The organism is Eleftheria terrae (assembly GCF_030419005.1).
In the GTDB taxonomy this organism is placed as follows: Bacteria; Pseudomonadota; Gammaproteobacteria; order Burkholderiales; family Burkholderiaceae_C; genus Caldimonas; species Caldimonas terrae.
The window spans coordinates 2320267-2336100 of the sequence record NZ_CP106951.1 but is presented as its reverse complement, the minus strand read 5'-3'; the positions used below and the strand labels follow the sequence as shown (position 1 = coordinate 2336100).

The following is a 15834-nucleotide window of genomic DNA, read 5'->3' as shown; positions in this document are numbered from 1 at the left end:
CTTGGTGTCTCACTATGGGCTTGATCGAAATCAACCCTGGACACCACCGCCGATGGGCTTTCTCGATGCCGTGTGGCACCTGCTCAATTTCGTGGCTCCCGCGCTCGGGCTGGGCCTGCTGAGCGCCAGCTTTGCCAAGCTCTGCTGGCGCCAGGCGCTGCAGGGGGTGCCATGGCGGCGGCTGGCCGCCTGGAGTTGTGGCGGCGCCGGCCTGGCCCTGGTGGCGGGCCTGCTGTTGAGCGGCCGGGACGGCCGCATGCTGACCTACCTGGCCATGACCGTGGCCAGCGCTGCCGCCCTGCTGTGGGCCGGCTGGGGCCCGGGGCGCCGTGGCTGACGCGCTGCCGGCCCTCTGGTGCCGCTGGCTGCGCGGCTGGCGCGGCCTGCCGCTGGCGCTCCTGCTCTGGCTGGCCTGCGGCGCCGCGCTGGCCGAACCGGTGTCGCTGGTCGGCCAAGCCGACTACCTGGTGGACCGCAGCGGGCGGCTGAGCGCCGATCAGGCGCTGCGCGCCAAAGGCTGGCGCCTGCTCGGCCCGCGCCAGGAGTTTGCCGCGGCGCCGGCCGCGGTGTGGTTGCGGTTCCGGCTGCCGGCGACGGTCGGCTCGCGGGCGGTGCTCGAACTGCCGCGCACGGTGGTCAGCGAAGCGACCCTCTACCAGCCGGCGCGCGAGGGTGGCTGGCTCCGGCTGGAAGCCGGCGACCGGGTGCCGCCGACGCAATGGCCAATCGCTGCGCCCGAGCTCGCCTTTCCGGTGCACCCGGTGCCCGGCGCCGCGTCTACCACCGTGTTGCTGCGCCTGCGCCACGCCGATCCCTTCCTGCCCCGGCCGCTGGTGTGGGCCGAAGAGGGCTACGGCACCCACCGGGCGCTGGAGCACCTGTGGATCGGACTCTTCCTGGGCGTGGCACTGATGTCGGTGGCCTACGCGGCCGGTGAAGCGCTGCTGCGCGGCGACGCCGTCAACGCCTGGTATGCCTGGCATGTGGTGCTGATGGCGGCCTTCCAACTGGTGCAGATGGGCTATGCACGGGTCTACCTGGGCGGGCACGATGCCGGCTCGACCCAGGCGGCCCGGCTGGTGGCGGGCACCCTGCTGGCGTCGGTGAGCCTGTTGTTCGTGCGCCGTGCGCTGCCGCAGGCCATCAGCGGCATGCGGGTGAGCGCCTGGGCGCTGGCGGTGGCAGCCTTTGGCGTCGTCCTGACCGCGGCCTATGTGCTGTGGCCCGCGCTGTCGCAGCAGCCCGGGGTGCTGGTGGCGCAGCACGGCTACTACCTGCTGGTGGTGTTCAGCGTGGGCCTGCTGTTGTGGACGGTGCGCGGCCTGCGCCTGCCCTACATGGGCTGGTACGTGGCGGCCTTCGCGGCGGCCGGGGCGGGGGTGGCGCTGCAGATCGCGCATGCGCAAGGCTGGCTGCCGGCCGATAGCCCGGCCCGCTACGCATTGCTGGCCGGCGTGGCGGTGGAAATCGCGGTGCTCACCTACGCGCTGAACTTCAGCGCCCGCGAAGTGCTGAGCGACCCGGGCCTGAAACGCGAAGGCGCCCGGCGTGACCGCTGGACCGGCCTGCTGCATGCGGCCGAGCTGCCCCGCCTGCTGGTGGCGATGGCGGTGCGGGCGCTGCGGCTGAACACGCGCGGGTCGGTGGTGCTGCTGCAGCTGGCCAACCTGGCCGACCTCAAGCGCAGCCACGGTGCGGCCATCACCGAGACGGTGGTGAAGGCCTGCGGCCGCGTCATCCGGGAAGCCTGCAATGCCGGCGACCTGCCGCTGCGGCTCGACGAGGAGCGCTTCATCGTGTTGATCGAGCAGGTGCACAGCCGTGCGGAGGCCCATGCCCTGGCCGAGCGCGTCCTGCAACTCGGCTTGCGCCACCATCCCGAGCTGCCGCCGCTGGAGCTGCTGCACTGGCATGCAGCGATCGCCCACCTGCCACGCCACCTCAAGGGCGATCCGCAGACGCTGGTGGTGCGGCTGGACCAGTTGCTCACGCAGATCCGGCGGGGCAGCGCCGCGCTGGTGCGCGAGCTGCCCTAGCAGGCTGCTGAAATACTGCGCTGAAGAACCTACCTCGACCCGCGAGCTGATGGAGTTTCGGTAGCTGCCGTCGCGAGGAGTGTCAGAAGGGCCATTTCCAAGCTGGTTCGCCCCTGTGGAGGGCCGAGTTGCGCACCTGCGCTGCTCATCTGGCGCCTTGCAGACGGACCTGTCCCAGCGAGCGCATGCGCACCAAGTTGTAGGCCGCCATGTTCAGCACGAACAACTGGTCCACCTTCTTGAGTCCGCGCACCATCACCTGCCGGATCGAGCCGATGGTCTTGGCCCACCCGAAGGCCTGCTCGATGCGCTTGCGGCACTGCATCGACAACGCGTACCCGTCGGTCTGGGCGATCTCATCGGGCACCGCCGAGCGACGCCCCGACTTGTTCTGCGCCACATGAGGCTCGACCTTGAGCTGCTGCAATTCGGCGATGAACTGCGCCGCGTCGTAGCCCTTGTCTGCACCCAGCGTGATCTCTGCCTCAGGGTTGACCTGCCGGGCATCGTTGATCATGGCCCGGGCCGCCGCGCGCTCGGCATAGCCGTTTGCCTGAGTGACCACGGCATTGACGATCAGGCCGTGCCGGTTGTCCATCAGTGTGTGGCCCATGAAGCGCATCTCGCTGGCAGTCTTGCCCTTGCGATACAGGCGGCTGTCTGGATCGGTCTTCGATTCGTGCGTGTCGTTGCTGCGCGGCTGGCCCCGGAAGTCGCTGCCATCGTTGCTGCTGCCACCGCCCGCGTCGTCGTCGTCGCCGGCCTTCTTGGGCACAAAGCTCTTGTGGCTGGCCCACGCCTGGATCAGCGTGCCGTCCACACTGAAGTGTTCCTTGGACAGCCAGTTCTTGCGCTCGGCTTGCGCCAGCACTTCGTTGAAGAACGCGACCACCGCATCGTGCTCGATCAAGCGCTGTCGGTTCTTGCTGAATACCGTGGGCACCCACACGTTGTCGTCCATCGATAGGCCGATGAACCAGCGAAACAGCAAGTTGTATTGCACTTGCTCCATCAGCAGTCGCTCCGAGCGCACCGAGTACAGCACCTGCAGCAACATCGCCCGTAGCAGCTTCTGCGGGGCGATGCTCGGACGCCCGCCCTTGGCGGCGTCCTCATACATGTCGGCGAACATGTCTTCAAGCTCGATCAGCGCGTCGTTGACCATCGCGCGTATCGCCCGCAGCGGATGCGTGGCCGGCACGAAGTCGTCCAGCTTCTTGACGCTGAACAGGCTCTCGGTGAAGGTGTCGGGACCGCGCATAGGTGGCAACAAGATTCAGGTTCGGGTGCTGGGTGACACTGTGCCGCATCTCCGCCAGGATGCGCTGCCGACGGCGAGGTATTTCAGCAGCCTGCTAGGTGCTCGCAGCGCCGCCGCAGCAGCGCTGCGGCTAAGAGCGGCTAACAAAACTCAGCGCAGCGGTTCTGGCTAGGCGCGCCGCCGCAGACAGTACGACCGGTACGGCAAGGCGGCGCAACGACGCCAGAAGAGTTTTGTTAGCCGCTCTAAGTGCCGGCACGGCGGCAAGCCGTGCGGCTCAGGCCGGCTGGGCGACGCCTTCGCGCGTCAGCACCTCGCCGCGCAGCGAGTGCGGCAGGGCCTGGGTGATCTTGACGTCGATCATGCGGCCCACCAGCCGGGCGGCCTGCGGGCCGCCGGCGAAGTTGACGATGCGGTTGCACTCAGTGCGGCCCATCAGTTCGCCCGGGTCCCGGCGGGACGGGCCTTCGACCAGGATGCGCTGCACGGTGCCGACGCGGCTTTCGCTGATGCGCCGCACATTGGCCTCGATGGTGGCCTGCAGGTGCTGCAGGCGCTGCAGCTTGAGCTCGCGCGGGGTGTCGTCCTGCAGCGCGGCGGCCGGCGTGCCGGGACGCGGGCTGAAGATGAAGCTGAAGGAGTTGTCGTAGCCGACGTCCTCGATGAGCTTCATCATCTTCGCGAAATCGTCCTCGGTCTCGCCGGGGAAGCCCACGATGAAGTCGCTCGACAGGCTCAGCTGCGGCCGCACCGCCCGAAGTTTGCGGATGGTGCTCTTGTATTCGAGCGCGGTGTAGCCGCGCTTCATCGCCATGAGGATGCGGTCGGAGCCGTGCTGCACCGGCAGGTGCAGGTGGCTCACCAGCTGCGGCACGCGGGCATAGACGTCGATCAGCCGCTGCGTGAACTCGTTCGGGTGGCTGGTGGTGTAGCGGATGCGCTCGATGCCGGGGATCTCGGCGACGTATTCGATCAGCAGCGCGAAGTCCGCAATCTCCGCCGTGTCGCCCATCCTGCCGCGGTAGGCATTGACGTTCTGGCCGAGCAGGGTGACTTCCTTCACGCCCTGGTCGGCCAGGCCGGCGACCTCGACCAGCACGTCCTCGAAGGGCCGCGACACTTCCTCGCCGCGGGTGTAGGGCACGACGCAGTAGCTGCAGTACTTGGAGCAGCCCTCCATGATGGAGACAAAGGCGCTGGCGCCGTCCACGCGGGCCGGCGGCAGGTGGTCGAACTTCTCGATCTCCGGGAAGCTGATGTCCACCTGGGGTCGCTGCAGCTGCTCGCGGCGCGCCAGCATGTCCGGCAGGCGGTGCAGGGTCTGCGGGCCGAACACCACGTCGACATAGGGCGCGCGTTCGATGATGGCGGCGCCTTCCTGGCTCGCCACGCAGCCGCCGACGCCGATCTTCACGCCCTTTTGCTTGAGATGCTTGAAGCGGCCGAGGTCGGAGAACACCTTCTCCTGCGCCTTCTCGCGCACCGAGCAGGTGTTGAAGAGGATCAGGTCGGCCTGCTCGGGATCGTCGGTCGGCTCGTAGCCTTGCGCGGCATTGAGCACGTCGGCCATCTTGTCGGAGTCGTACTCGTTCATCTGGCAGCCGAAGGTCTTGATGTAGACCTTCTTGCCGGCCTTGGGGGAGGTGGGGTGGTCCATGCCGGGCTCCTCAGCGCTTGGTCCAGACCTGGGCCACCGGGTCGAAGGCCCAGCGGGCCGCGTCCTCGCGCTTCTTCGGCCAGAGCTTCTTGGCTTCCTCCTCGCGCAGCACCCAGACGTCCTTGACCAGGCCCAGGGGATCGATCGTGTAGTTCACGACCAGCTTGGTGCCGATCAGCGAGCCGGACATCACCAGCATGTTGTCGGTGCCGCGGATGCGCGAACCCGGTGCCAGGCGGGCGGCCTGGCCGTTGAGCGTGATCTCGGGCGGCTGCTGCACGACGATCTCGCCGCGCAGCGCGTCTTGTGGGAAGGAGCGTTGCACTTGCGCCTGCACGATGGCAGGCAGGGACAGGGCGGCTGCAAGGCCGAGCAGGACACAGCGGGGCATGGTGTAGATCCAGGGGCTGTCGGAAATGAGAAAGGCCGCTCACGAGGGAGCGGCTGCACAGGCTGCCAGTGTAGCGCCGTGCTACAGGGTGACAGAGGCGGTGATTGCGATGTGAAACCCCACTTCCGGGGGAAGGCGCATGCGGGTTGCGGTGACTAGACTGAAATCGACGTGCTCGGCGACTGCACCAATGACCGAGTGCCACCAGGGGAGCGACAGTGAAGAAGCAAATCGTCCGGGTCTCGCCCGTGCAGACCGCCAAGGTCATGGCCGTGCTCTACTTCGTGCTCACCGTGCCCTTGTTCGCGGTGCTGGCCTTCGGGGGCGTGTTGACGCCGGAAGGCCAGCGGCATTTCTTCTCGGGCCTGGCCTGGCTGATGCCGATGCTCTACCTGGTGGTGGGCTTCCTTGGCACGGTGCTCCTGGCCTGGGCCTACAACCTTGCCGCGCATTGGGTGGGCGGGGTGGAGATCACGCTGGTCGACAGCCGCTGACGGCGACCGGCACCGCATGGTGCTGCTAGCCCGCCTGCCGCGGCGGCGTGGCGCACCACGCGGCAGGCAGCGCCGCGGCGTCCAGGTGCAGGTCGGGCTCCTTCTCGAAGCTCGCGAGCAGGGCGTCCACCACCACCCGCACCCGCTGGCTGAGGAATTGCCGGTGCGGATAGCACAGGAAGATCGAGCGGTCGCCCACCTCATGCTGGCCATGCAGCAGCAGCTGCAACCGCCCCGCCCGCAGCAGCGGCGCGATGTAGGGCAGGCCGGCCTGGGCGATGCCTTCGCCGGCCTCCGCCAGGTCGAGCAAGGACTCGGGGTCGGACACCCACAGCTGGGCCTGCGGCTGCATCTCCAGCCGGCCGCGGCCGGACGGCTTGCGAAACACCCACGGCGGCACCATCCCGGTGCCGAAGCGCACGCCGAGCAGCCGATGGCCGGCCAGGTCCTCCGGCGTCTGCGGCACGCCATGCCGGCGCAAATAGGCGGGAGACGCCACCAGCACCACGCTGAGCGGCGAGATGCGGCGGGCGACCAGGCCTGAATCCATCAGGTGGCCGCCGCGCAGGCCGATGTCATAGCCCTCACCCACCATGTCGACCGGCCGGTTGTCCAGGCTCACCTCCACCTGCAGGCGCGGATAGCGCTGGGCCAGCTTGCCCAGCAGCGGCAACACGAAGCGACGACCGAAGGCCAGCCCGACCGAAATGCGCACCCGCCCGGCCGGCTCGCCGCCGGCACGGGTGACCTCCGTCACTGCGGCGTCGAGCAGGCGCAGGGCTTCGCTGGCCTTGCCGAGGAAGGCCTGGCCTTCCTCAGTGAGTGTCAGGCGCCGTGTCGTGCGGTTGAACAGGCGCACTTGCAGCTGTTGTTCGAGCCGCATCACGTTCTTGCTGACGGCGGCCGGCGTCAGGTCGAGCTTCGCGGCCGCGGCGGTGAAGCTGCCACCGCTGGCGCTTTCGATGAAGGAGACCAGCCCCTGCAGGTGTTTCACGACAAGCCTTCTTCAACTCGCAGTTGAAATTGTTTGGAGATTATGGCGCTTCACGGCGAGGGGAGCGCTGCCTACAGTCAGGGCTCCTTCCACTTCCCAACAAGAGAAAGCAGGATGAACAGGCCCCTTTCCGGCGTCGTCGCCACCACAGCGGTGCTCGCTGCCCTGAACCTCGTTGCCGCAGCGGGTGCCGCGGCCGCCGTCGAGTCCGCCGAGGCCGATGCCACCCAGGCGGTGGGCACCTCGGCGGCGCCGGCCACCCCCGACCTTGCCACGCGAGTGGATGCGGCCATCGATCGCGCCTTGGCTTCCCGCCGCATCGTCGGCGCCGTCGTCCTGGTGGCCCAGGACGGCCGGCTGGTCTACCGGCGAGCCGCCGGCCTGGCCGACCGCGAGGCCGGTACGCCGATGCGGGAAGACGCCGTCTTCCTGCTTGCCTCGGTGACCAAGCCGATCGTCAGCGTTGCTGCGCTGCGCCTGGTCGAGCAGGGCCGGTTGCGGCTGGAGGATCCGGTGAGCCGCTGGTTGCCGCACTTCCGCCCGCGCACCGCGGAGGGCGCCGCGCCGGACATCACGGTGCACCACCTGCTCACCCACACCGCCGGCCTGGGGTATGACTTCATGCAGCCAGCGGACGGCCCTTACCGCCGCCTGGGCGTCTCCAACGGACTGGACCGGCCGGGCCCCAGCCTGGACGAGAACCTGCGCCGCATCGCCCGTGCGCCACTGGCTTACACGCCGGGCCACGGCTGGGGCTACTCGATGGCCACCGACGTGCTCGGCGCGGTCGTCGCCAAGGCCGCCGGGCAGGACCTGCCGGCCGCAGTGCGTCGCCTGGTCACTGCACCGCTGCAGATGGACGACACCCGCTTCTCGGTGGTGGATCGAGGCCGCCTGGTGGCGCATTACGCCGACGGGCAGCCCGCGCCGGTGCGCATGCAGGGCCTGCAAGCGGTGGACTTCCATGGCGCCACGGTGAACTTCGCGCCCGGCCGCCTGCTGGACCGGCGCGCGTATCCGTCCGGTGGCGCCGGCATGGCCGGCACCGCGGGGGACGTGCTGCGATTCCTGGAGACCGTGCGCGCCGGCGGCGGCCCGCTGCTGCGGCCGGAGACGGTGGCCTTGATGAGCAAGGCCCATGTGGGTGCCGAGGCCCGGACCGAAGGCCCGGGCTGGGGATTTGGCTACGGCTGGGGCGTGTTGCTCGACCCGGCGGCGGCGCGCTCGCCGCAGTCGGCCGGCACGCTGCAGTGGGGCGGCGCCTATGGCCACAAGTGGTTCATCGACCCGCAGCGCCGCCTGACCGTGGTGGCCCTGACCAACACCGCTTTCGAAGGCATGGCCGGGGTGTTCACCACCGATCTGCGCGACGCGGTCTACGGCGCTGGCACGCCTGCCGGGGGGCGGTGAGCTCGGGCAGCGGGCGGAGGCGCAGGTCGGGTGCCTGAGGCACCTGGCGGGTGGTGCAGTGCGCAGCACGGGAGCCGAAGCGCGGGGGCCGGAGCCCGGACGCGCGAAGACGCGAAGGCCGCAAGCCGTGAGCCGTGAGACGTGAGCCGTGAGCCGTGAGCCGTGAGCCGTGAGTCGCGAGCCGCGAGCCGCGAGCCGTAGGCTGCATCGCCTATCGCCTATCGCCTATCGCGTATCGCGTATCGCGTATCGCGTATCGCCCATGACCCATGACCCATGACCCATGACCCATGACCCATGGCCCATGACCCATGGCCCATGACCCATGGCCCATGGCCCATGCCGCCGCCCAGGCGACCGCTCCCTCCCTTCCGCTGCCCTTCTTGACCCTGACGCTGCGTCAGGGTGCACACTGCCTGCATTTTGCAGGGGCGCGTGCAGGCGCCGATCCGGAAACAGGAGCGAGAGGTGATGCGTATCGGTGAACTGGCCCGCCATGCCGGGCTGACGGTGAGGACACTGCACCATTACGACGCGATCGGCCTGCTGCGGCCTTCGGCGCGCTCGGAGGGCGGCTACCGGCTGTACCAGCCCGATGATGTCGCCCGGCTGCACGCCATCCAGGCCTTGCGGCACCTGGGGCTCTCGCTCGACGAAGTGGGGCGCCTGCTGGACGAGGGAGGCGCCTCGCTGCCCTGCATCGTCGAGCAGCAAATCCACGCGATCGACCGCGAGATCGCACAAGCCACGCAGCTCCGGCAGAGGCTCATGCTGCTGCGCGAGAAGTTCTCGGCCGGCCACGTGCCGGAGATGGGGGACTGGCTGGCCAGCCTGCACCTCATGACCACCTGCGACAAGTACTTCACCAACGAGGAGCTGCATACCATCTTCGGCCAGTGGCGCTTGATCGCCAGCGCCTGGCCGCCGCTGATGCAGGCCATGCGCCGCGCGATGGAAGCCGGCGTGGCACCCGAGAGCCCAGAGGCACAGCCGCTGATGGTGCGCTGGATGAGCCTGATGGGCATCTGGATGAAGGGCGATTTCGACCTCATCCGCCGCTGGGGCGAGATGTACAAGCGGGAGCCGGAAGCACTGCGCGGCAACGGGCCCGACCCGCGCATGCTGGCCTATGTCGAGCGAGGGGTGAACGTGCGGCTGGAGTTGCTGGGCAAGTACATGAGCCTGGCCGAGATGCAGCGGCTGGCGTTGCTGCCGCAGGCGGAGTGGGACACCCTGGTGGCCGCCGCCACCGAGCTGGCCCAGTCCGCCGTGCCGGCCGAGGATGAGAGGGTGCGGGCGCTGGCCCGGCGGTGGATGGGCCTGATGGACCGGGTGGCCGGCCACGACCGCGAGCTGCGCGACCGCTTGCTGCTGGCCTACCGCAACGAGCCGGTGCTGGCCGCCGGTGCGGCCCTTCCGCCCGTGCTGCGTGCCTACCTGCACGCCGCCCTGGTCGCACCGCTTGACCCTGTCGCTGCGTGAGGCCGGAGACTCCTTGCATGCCATCCTGCAAGGAGATCACTGCATGACCGATGCCCACTCGGGCGGCCCCCCGGCCCCCATCGCACCGCCGCTGAGCCGCGACCGCAACTTCGCCTGGATGATCGGCGGCAGCATGGTGTCCATGCTGGGTGACCAGTGCAGCCTGATTGCCTTGCCCTGGCTGGTGCTGCAGATGACCGGCGACACCTTGATGCTCGGCGTGGTGCTGGGCCTGGTGAGCCTGCCGCGGGCCCTGTTCATCCTGGTGGGCGGTGCGCTGGTCGACCGGCATTCGCCCAAGCGGGTGCTGATGCGTTCCAAGCAGGTCAGCGCGGTGCTGCTGCTGGTGCTCGCGGGCCTGTTGCTCGGCGGTGGGCTGAGTTTGTGGATGGTCTACCTGCTGGCCTTCGGGTTGGGGTTGGCGTCGGCCTTCGGCATCCCGTCCGGCACTTCGCTATTGCCGCAGGTGGTGGCACGCGAGCGGCTGCCAGCGGCCAACAGTGCCATGCTGGGGCTGCGCCAGTTGTCGATGTTCATCGGCCCCTTGCTGGCCGGCGGGCTGATCCTGTGGTTCGGCGATGCGCAGGCCGCGGCGGTGAGCGATGCGCGTGGCCTGGGGCTGGCCTTCCTGCTCGACGCCTTCAGCTTCGTGCTCTCGGCCTGGACGCTGTCCAAGGTGCGCCTGCGTGAGCAGGCGGCACCGGCTTCCGGCCAGGGGCCCAGGTCGGCGGTGCTCGCCGCGGTAGCCGAAGGCCTGCGCTGGTGCTGGAACGACCGGCCGCTGCGGGCCAGCTTCCTCTATTGGGGCGGGGTGGCACTGCTGATCTACGGGCCCATTCACATCGCGCTGCCGGTGCTGGCCGACCAGCAACCGGCACTCGGCGCGGCGGCCTTTGGCTTGCTCACAGGAGCGCACGGTGCCGGCACCCTGCTCGGCATGGTGGTGTCCGGGGTGCGGCCGGGCCTGCGGGCACGCAACCTTGGCACCACCTTGCTGCTGGTGGACCTGCTCATCGGCCTGCTCTTCATGCCCCTGGGTTGCATCAGTGCCCTGTGGCAGGGCATGGCGCTGCTGCTGGTCATCGGGCTGTTCGGCGGCTACATGCAGGTGGAGGTCTTCACCTGGCTGCAGCAGCGGGTGCCACCGGCCTTGCTGGGGCGGGCCATGAGCCTCTTCCTCTTCATCTTCATGGGGCTCGCGCCATTGTCGGCCGCCGTCAGCGGCTGGTTCATGCGGCATGTGAGCGTGGCGCAGTTGTTCGCCGCCAGTGGCGCCCTGCTGGTCGCGATGGTGCTGCTGACCCTGGCGGGCTCGCGCATGCGGGAGATCACCGACCTGCCGCAGGCCGCCCGGGAAGGCTGAAGCCGGCAGCGCGGTATGGCGCCGCCTTCTTCTTCATGCAGGGACTTGCCAGCCATGGCGCTGACCGAGAGCCTGGCCGAGAGCTCAGCCCCGGTGGAGCGGGTGCACGACATCTCGCAGGACGATGCGGTGAGGTACGACTGGGCCCCGTTTCCCGGGCGCATCGAGCCGCTGTCGCCCGGCGGCGCGGCCCCGACGGTGGACGCGCAGGTCAGGGTGCGGTCGCGGCTGGGCATGAGCAGGGTGGTGGCCTTCGTGCAGGAGGATGCGCCGCAGCGGGCGGCGGTCTCCATGGTTGCGGGGCCGTGGTTCCTGGCCCGTTCGCGGGCATGTGGATCTTCCAGCCGAGGAGCTCGGTCGCACGCGGGCGCGCTGTCGCTACACCGCGGTGGCGCGGCCAGCGTGGCTGCGCTTCATCATCGAGCCGGTGGCGGCGGCCTACTTCTCGCGCGTGGTGGGGCGGCGCCTGGCCGGGCTCAAGGCGTCTTGCGAACGGCAGGCCGGCACAGGCTTTGCCGGGTGAGGGCATCCCCCTTCACAGGAGAAGCCAACCATGCCCAGCACCAGCACCCCTGCAGGCGGACCGCAAGGCCCGCGCATCGACATCCATCGTGAACAGGACCTGCGCGAATGGTCCCGCAAGCTCGACGCCACGCCCGAACAATTGAAGGAAGCGGTTCAGGCCGTCGGCGACAGCGCCGACGATGTCGAGATGCACCTCAAGGGCAGCCGCAGCACGACCAATAGCGATCGCATGAGCGGGGAGGCGCCCAGGCACTGATGAGCCCCGCAGCCGGCCTTCGATGTGGCATCGGAGGCACCAAGCAAAAAGGCTTGCCGGTCGATGACGGGCAAGCCTTTTTAGATTCTGGTGGCGCTTCAGGGATTCGAACCCCGGACCTGCGGATTATGATTCCGTCGCTCTAACCGACTGAGCTAAAGCGCCAAGAGACCGAGATTATAGGCACACCCCCAGGGGGTTTGGCAAGCCCCCCGCCGCAAGAATTTCAGAGGTGCGAAAGATGTCGCACCTGACATGCGCTTTCCGACCTAGCAAAGCCGAAATCGTTCGTTCGCGCCGTGCCGGCGCACTCCTATCGTAGAGCCCATCCCCAGCGACATCGGCTCCTCGAAAGTTGGCATGAACCTCCTCGGCATCCCGCGCAGCACCTGCTCCCCGTCCCGGCCATCCCGCTGCCCGGCGCTGCCGTCCGGCCCGGCGAGGGCCCTGCTACAAGGCCCGCGCTGCCGAATGCCGGCAGCGATGCGGCGATGTCGCTGAGACGCACCGAGCGTTTCCTGGCCGGCATTCATGGCTGGCGTCTCCTCGCCCCTGACCCGGGGCTTTGCACCCCGAACCACCATGTGTTGCGGCACGTGCGGGGTGCCTTTTATTCCTGCGATCCGTTTCCACACCCCATCATGAACGACCTCACCTCCTTGCGCGGCGCACGCCGCACCTGGCTGCGGATCGCCGCCGCGGCGACCGCGGCCCTTGGCCTGCTGGCCAGCACCGCCACCTTGGCCCAGACGAAAGAGGCCGCGGTGCTGCGCATCGGCTACCAGAAGTACGGCACGCTGACCCTGCTGAAGGCGCGCGGTGACCTGGAGAAGCGCCTGGCGCCCCAGGGCATCACCGTGAAGTGGACCGAATTTCCGGCCGGCCCGCAGTTGCTCGAAGGGCTGAACGTCGGATCGATCGACTTCGGCACCGTCGGCGAGGCGCCGCCCATCTTCGCCCAGGCTGCCGGCGCGGACCTGGTCTACGTGGCTCACCAGCCGCCGGCACCGGCGGCCGAGGCGATCGTGGTGCCGGCCGGCTCGCCGCTCGGCTCGGTGGCGGCGCTCAAGGGCAAGCGGGTGGCGCTGAACAAGGGCTCCAACGTGCATTACCTGCTGGTGAAGGCACTCGAGCGGGCCGGCCTGAGGCTGGCCGACATCCAGCCGGTCTACCTGCCGCCGGCCGATGCGCGGGCCGCCTTCGAGCGCGGCAGCGTGGACGCCTGGGTCATCTGGGATCCCTTCCTCGCAGCGGCCGAGCAGCAGCTGGGCGCCCGCGTGCTGGCTGACGGCCGTGGCCTGGTCGCCAACCACCAGTTCTATCTGGCCGCTCGCCGCTATGCCGAGCAGCAGCCGGCCGTGATCCGCGCGGTGGTGGAGGAGCTGGCCCGGCTGGATGCCTGGTCGCAACAGCACCCGGCCGAGGTGGCGCAGGTGCTGGCACCTCAGATCGGCCTGGACGTGGCCATCACCCGGCGCGCCGCCGACCGCTTCGCCTACGGCATCCAGCCCATCAGCCCGCAGGTGGCGGCCGAGCAGCAAAAGATCGCCGACGTCTTCCATCAGCTGAAGCTGATTCCCAAGGCGATCCGCATCGCCGATGCGCTGCCGGCGGCGACGGCCACCGCCGCCTCGGCCCGCGGCGGGCAATGAAGGAACACAGAACAAAGCACAGGGAGTCCTCATGAACGATCTCGATCCACAAGACCAGGCAGTGCGGCGCCGCCTGCTGCTGCAGGCCGCGGTGGCCTTCGGGTTGGCCGGCAGCCTGCCCACCGTGCGGGCCCAGGATGCGCCGGCGCAGCTGCGCATCGGCTTCCAGAAGTCGGCCGTCAACCTGGTGGTGCTCAAGCAGCAGGGCGCACTGGAGAAGCGCTTTCCCGCCACCCGGGTGCAATGGGTCGAGTTTCCGGCCGGCCCGCAGCTGCTGGAGGCGCTGGCGGTGGGCAGCCTCGAGTTCGGCCTCACCGGCGACACACCGCCGGTGTTCGCCCAGGCCGCCGGCAAGGACCTGCTGTATGTCGGCGCCGAGCCGGCCAAGCCGCTCAGTTCGGCGATCCTGGTGCCGCCCGATTCGCCGCTGCGCAGCCTGGGCGACCTGAAGGGCCGGCGCATCGCGCTGCAGAAGGGCTCCAGCTCGCACTACCTGCTGGTGCGTGCGTTGCACAAGGCCGGCCTGTCGTGGAGCGACATCCAGCCGGTCTACCTGCCGCCGGCCGATGCCCGGGCCGCTTTCGAGCGCGGCAGCGTCGATGCCTGGGTCATCTGGGACCCGTACTACGCCGCCACCGAACTGGCCCTGCGCCCGCGGGTGCTGACCGACGGGCGCGGGCTGACCGGCAACAACTCCTTCTACCTGGCTTCACGCCCGCTGGTGCACGGCCACCCGCAGGTGGTGCAGGCCCTGCTGGCCGAGCTATCGGCTGCCGACGCCTGGGTGCAGGCACACCGCAAGGAGGCCGCCCAGCAGGTGGCCGACTTCAGCGGCCTGAGCCTGGCCACCGTGCACCGGTTCATCGCGCGCCGCCCGGCCTCGCCGGTGCGCCCGCTCGATGCGGCCGCCGCGCGGGAGCAGCAACGGGTGGCCGACACCTTTCGCCAGCTCGGCCTCATTCCCCAGCCCATCCAGGTGGCGGACATCGTCTGGCAGCCGGGTCGCGAGGGCCCGGCCCTGCAGGCGGCGAGCCGGACCGCTCCCTGACCCCTGGCCCTGACCTTCGACAGCAGACAAACACACAAGGACCCCAAGGACGACGCCATGAAAGTGCTCTGGTTCATTCCCACCCACGGAGACTCCCGCTACCTCGGCACCAGCAAGGGGGCCCGCGCGGCCACCTTCGATTACTTCAAGCAGGTGGCCATCGCCGCCGACAGCCTGGGCTACGAAGGCGTGCTGCTGCCCACCGGCCGTTCCTGCGAGGACTCGTGGATCCTCGCGTCCAGCCTGATCGACGCGACCCGGCGCCTGAAATTCCTGGTGGCCTTGCGGCCCGGGCTGATGCAGCCTTCGCAGACTGCCCGCATGGCGGCCACGCTGGACCGGCTCTCGGGCGGGCGCCTGCTGGTCAACCTGGTGACCGGGGGGGACCCGGACGAGCTGGAAGGCGACGGCCTCTTCCTCGACCATGAGGCGCGCTACGAGCTGTCGGCCGAGTTCCTCACCATCTGGCGCGAGGTGCTGGCCCGCAGCCATGCCGGCGAGGGCTTCGACTTCGACGGCCGGCACCTGAAGGTCAAGGGCGCGAAGGCGCTCTACCCGCCGGTGAGCCAGCCGTATCCGCCGCTGTTCTTCGGCGGCTCGTCGGAAGCGGCGCACGAGCTGGCGGCGCAGCAGCTCGACACCTACCTCACCTGGGGCGAGCCGCCACAGGCGGTGGCAGAGAAGGTGGCCGACATCAGGCGGCGCGCGGCCGCGCATGGACGCACGCTGAGCTTCGGCATCCGGCTGCACGTCATCGTCCGCGAGACCGAGGAGGCCGCCTGGGCTGCCGCTGCCGAGCTGCTCTCGCATCTGGACGACAGCACGGTGGCCGCCGCGCAGAAGAAGTTCGCGCAGATGGACTCGGTGGGCCAGCGCCGCATGGCGCAGCTGAACCAGGGCCGCTTCAACCGCGACAACATCCGCGAAGGGCTGGAGATCTCGCCCAACCTGTGGGCCGGCGTGGGCCTGGTGCGTGGCGGCGCAGGCACCGCGCTGGTGGGCAACCCGCAGCAGGTGGCGGCGCGGCTGAAGGAGTACCGGGAGCTGGGGCTGGAGTACTTCATCCTGTCCGGCTACCCGCACCTCGAGGAGGCGCATCGCTTTGCCGAGCTGGTGTTCCCGTTGCTGCCGCTGGAGCGCCAGCCGGGCCTGCCGCAGCAGCGTGCGCTCACCGGCCCGTTCGGCGAGATCGTCGCCAACAGTTTCGTGCCGCCCAGCAACGATGCGGCCGTGCAGGGCAGCGCCCGGCTCGGCGCCAGCTGACC

The 15834-nt window shown here is 69.4% G+C and carries 15 protein-coding genes and 1 tRNA gene; 11 read left to right on the top strand and 5 right to left on the bottom strand.

What is annotated here, in order from left to right; all coding sequences use genetic code 11:
- Positions 1-52 precede the first annotated feature (52 nt).
- Together N7L95_RS10185 and N7L95_RS10180 are read left to right on the top strand one after the other, a co-directional pair.
- Positions 53-337, top strand: coding sequence for a hypothetical protein (locus N7L95_RS10185; RefSeq protein WP_301259710.1), 285 nt, complete (start codon positions 53-55; stop codon positions 335-337).
- Positions 330-2036: a sensor domain-containing diguanylate cyclase gene (locus N7L95_RS10180; RefSeq protein ID WP_301259708.1), complete on the top strand. Its 1707-nt coding sequence runs from the start codon at positions 330-332 to the stop codon at positions 2034-2036. Before N7L95_RS10185 ends, N7L95_RS10180 begins: the two co-directional genes overlap by 8 nt.
- Before the next feature lie 145 nt (positions 2037-2181).
- On the opposite strand, the gene N7L95_RS10175 is transcribed toward N7L95_RS10180, so the two are convergent.
- The 3 genes from N7L95_RS10175 to N7L95_RS10165 form a co-directional block, all read right to left on the bottom strand.
- Positions 2182-3297: an IS5 family transposase gene (locus N7L95_RS10175; RefSeq protein ID WP_301259707.1), complete on the bottom strand. Its 1116-nt coding sequence runs from the start codon at positions 3295-3297 to the stop codon at positions 2182-2184.
- A gap of 277 nt (positions 3298-3574) precedes the next feature.
- Positions 3575-4954, bottom strand: coding sequence for a tRNA (N6-isopentenyl adenosine(37)-C2)-methylthiotransferase MiaB (gene miaB, locus N7L95_RS10170; protein ID WP_301259706.1), 1380 nt, complete (start codon positions 4952-4954; stop codon positions 3575-3577).
- 10 nt (positions 4955-4964) lie between these two features.
- Positions 4965-5345 carry a hypothetical protein gene (locus tag N7L95_RS10165; RefSeq protein WP_301259705.1) on the bottom strand — a complete coding sequence of 127 codons (381 nt, stop codon included), beginning with the start codon at positions 5343-5345 and terminating at the stop codon, positions 4965-4967.
- 218 nt (positions 5346-5563) lie between these two features.
- Here N7L95_RS10165 and N7L95_RS10160 point away from each other — a divergent pair, with 218 nt between their 5' ends.
- A complete protein-coding gene (locus tag N7L95_RS10160) occupies positions 5564-5839 on the top strand; it encodes a hypothetical protein (protein WP_301259704.1) in 276 nt (91 codons plus the stop codon).
- Between the two features lie 25 nt (positions 5840-5864).
- Here the strand turns inward: N7L95_RS10160 and N7L95_RS10155 are convergent, their stop codons facing one another.
- On the bottom strand, positions 5865-6833 hold the full coding sequence (locus tag N7L95_RS10155) for a LysR family transcriptional regulator (protein WP_301259703.1): 969 nt from the start codon (positions 6831-6833) through the stop codon (positions 5865-5867).
- Between the two features lie 114 nt (positions 6834-6947).
- Between N7L95_RS10155 and N7L95_RS10150 the strand changes: the two genes are divergently transcribed.
- The 5 genes from N7L95_RS10150 (at position 6948) to N7L95_RS10130 (ending at position 11869) form a co-directional block, all read left to right on the top strand.
- Positions 6948-8243, top strand: a complete 1296-nt coding sequence (locus tag N7L95_RS10150; protein WP_301259702.1) for a serine hydrolase domain-containing protein — start codon at positions 6948-6950, stop codon at positions 8241-8243.
- Between the two features lie 471 nt (positions 8244-8714).
- Positions 8715-9725, top strand: coding sequence for a MerR family transcriptional regulator (locus N7L95_RS10145; protein WP_301260116.1), 1011 nt, complete (start codon positions 8715-8717; stop codon positions 9723-9725).
- A 43-nt stretch (positions 9726-9768) separates the two neighbouring features.
- Complete coding sequence (locus N7L95_RS10140) at positions 9769-11088, top strand: MFS transporter (RefSeq protein WP_301259701.1); 1320 nt, start codon at positions 9769-9771, stop codon at positions 11086-11088.
- A gap of 331 nt (positions 11089-11419) precedes the next feature.
- Positions 11420-11611, top strand: coding sequence for a hypothetical protein (locus tag N7L95_RS10135; protein WP_301259700.1), 192 nt, complete (start codon positions 11420-11422; stop codon positions 11609-11611).
- A gap of 30 nt (positions 11612-11641) precedes the next feature.
- Positions 11642-11869 (top strand): DUF3606 domain-containing protein, encoded by a 228-nt coding sequence (locus N7L95_RS10130; protein ID WP_301259699.1) that lies wholly within the window; start codon positions 11642-11644, stop codon positions 11867-11869.
- An 88-nt stretch (positions 11870-11957) separates the two neighbouring features.
- On the opposite strand, the gene N7L95_RS10125 is transcribed toward N7L95_RS10130, so the two are convergent.
- Positions 11958-12034: transfer RNA gene (locus N7L95_RS10125), tRNA-Met, on the bottom strand.
- Between the two features lie 476 nt (positions 12035-12510).
- Here N7L95_RS10125 and N7L95_RS10120 point away from each other — a divergent pair.
- Genes N7L95_RS10120 through ssuD form a run of 3 tightly spaced genes read left to right on the top strand, consistent with a single transcriptional unit; the run spans position 12511 to position 15832 of the window.
- Positions 12511-13521, top strand: coding sequence for a sulfonate ABC transporter substrate-binding protein (locus N7L95_RS10120; RefSeq protein ID WP_301259698.1), 1011 nt, complete (start codon positions 12511-12513; stop codon positions 13519-13521).
- 31 nt (positions 13522-13552) lie between these two features.
- A complete protein-coding gene (locus N7L95_RS10115) occupies positions 13553-14569 on the top strand; it encodes a sulfonate ABC transporter substrate-binding protein (RefSeq protein ID WP_301259697.1) in 1017 nt (338 codons plus the stop codon).
- A 57-nt stretch (positions 14570-14626) separates the two neighbouring features.
- Complete coding sequence (ssuD, locus tag N7L95_RS10110; protein WP_301259696.1) at positions 14627-15832, top strand: FMNH2-dependent alkanesulfonate monooxygenase; 1206 nt, start codon at positions 14627-14629, stop codon at positions 15830-15832.
- Positions 15833-15834 lie beyond the last annotated feature (2 nt).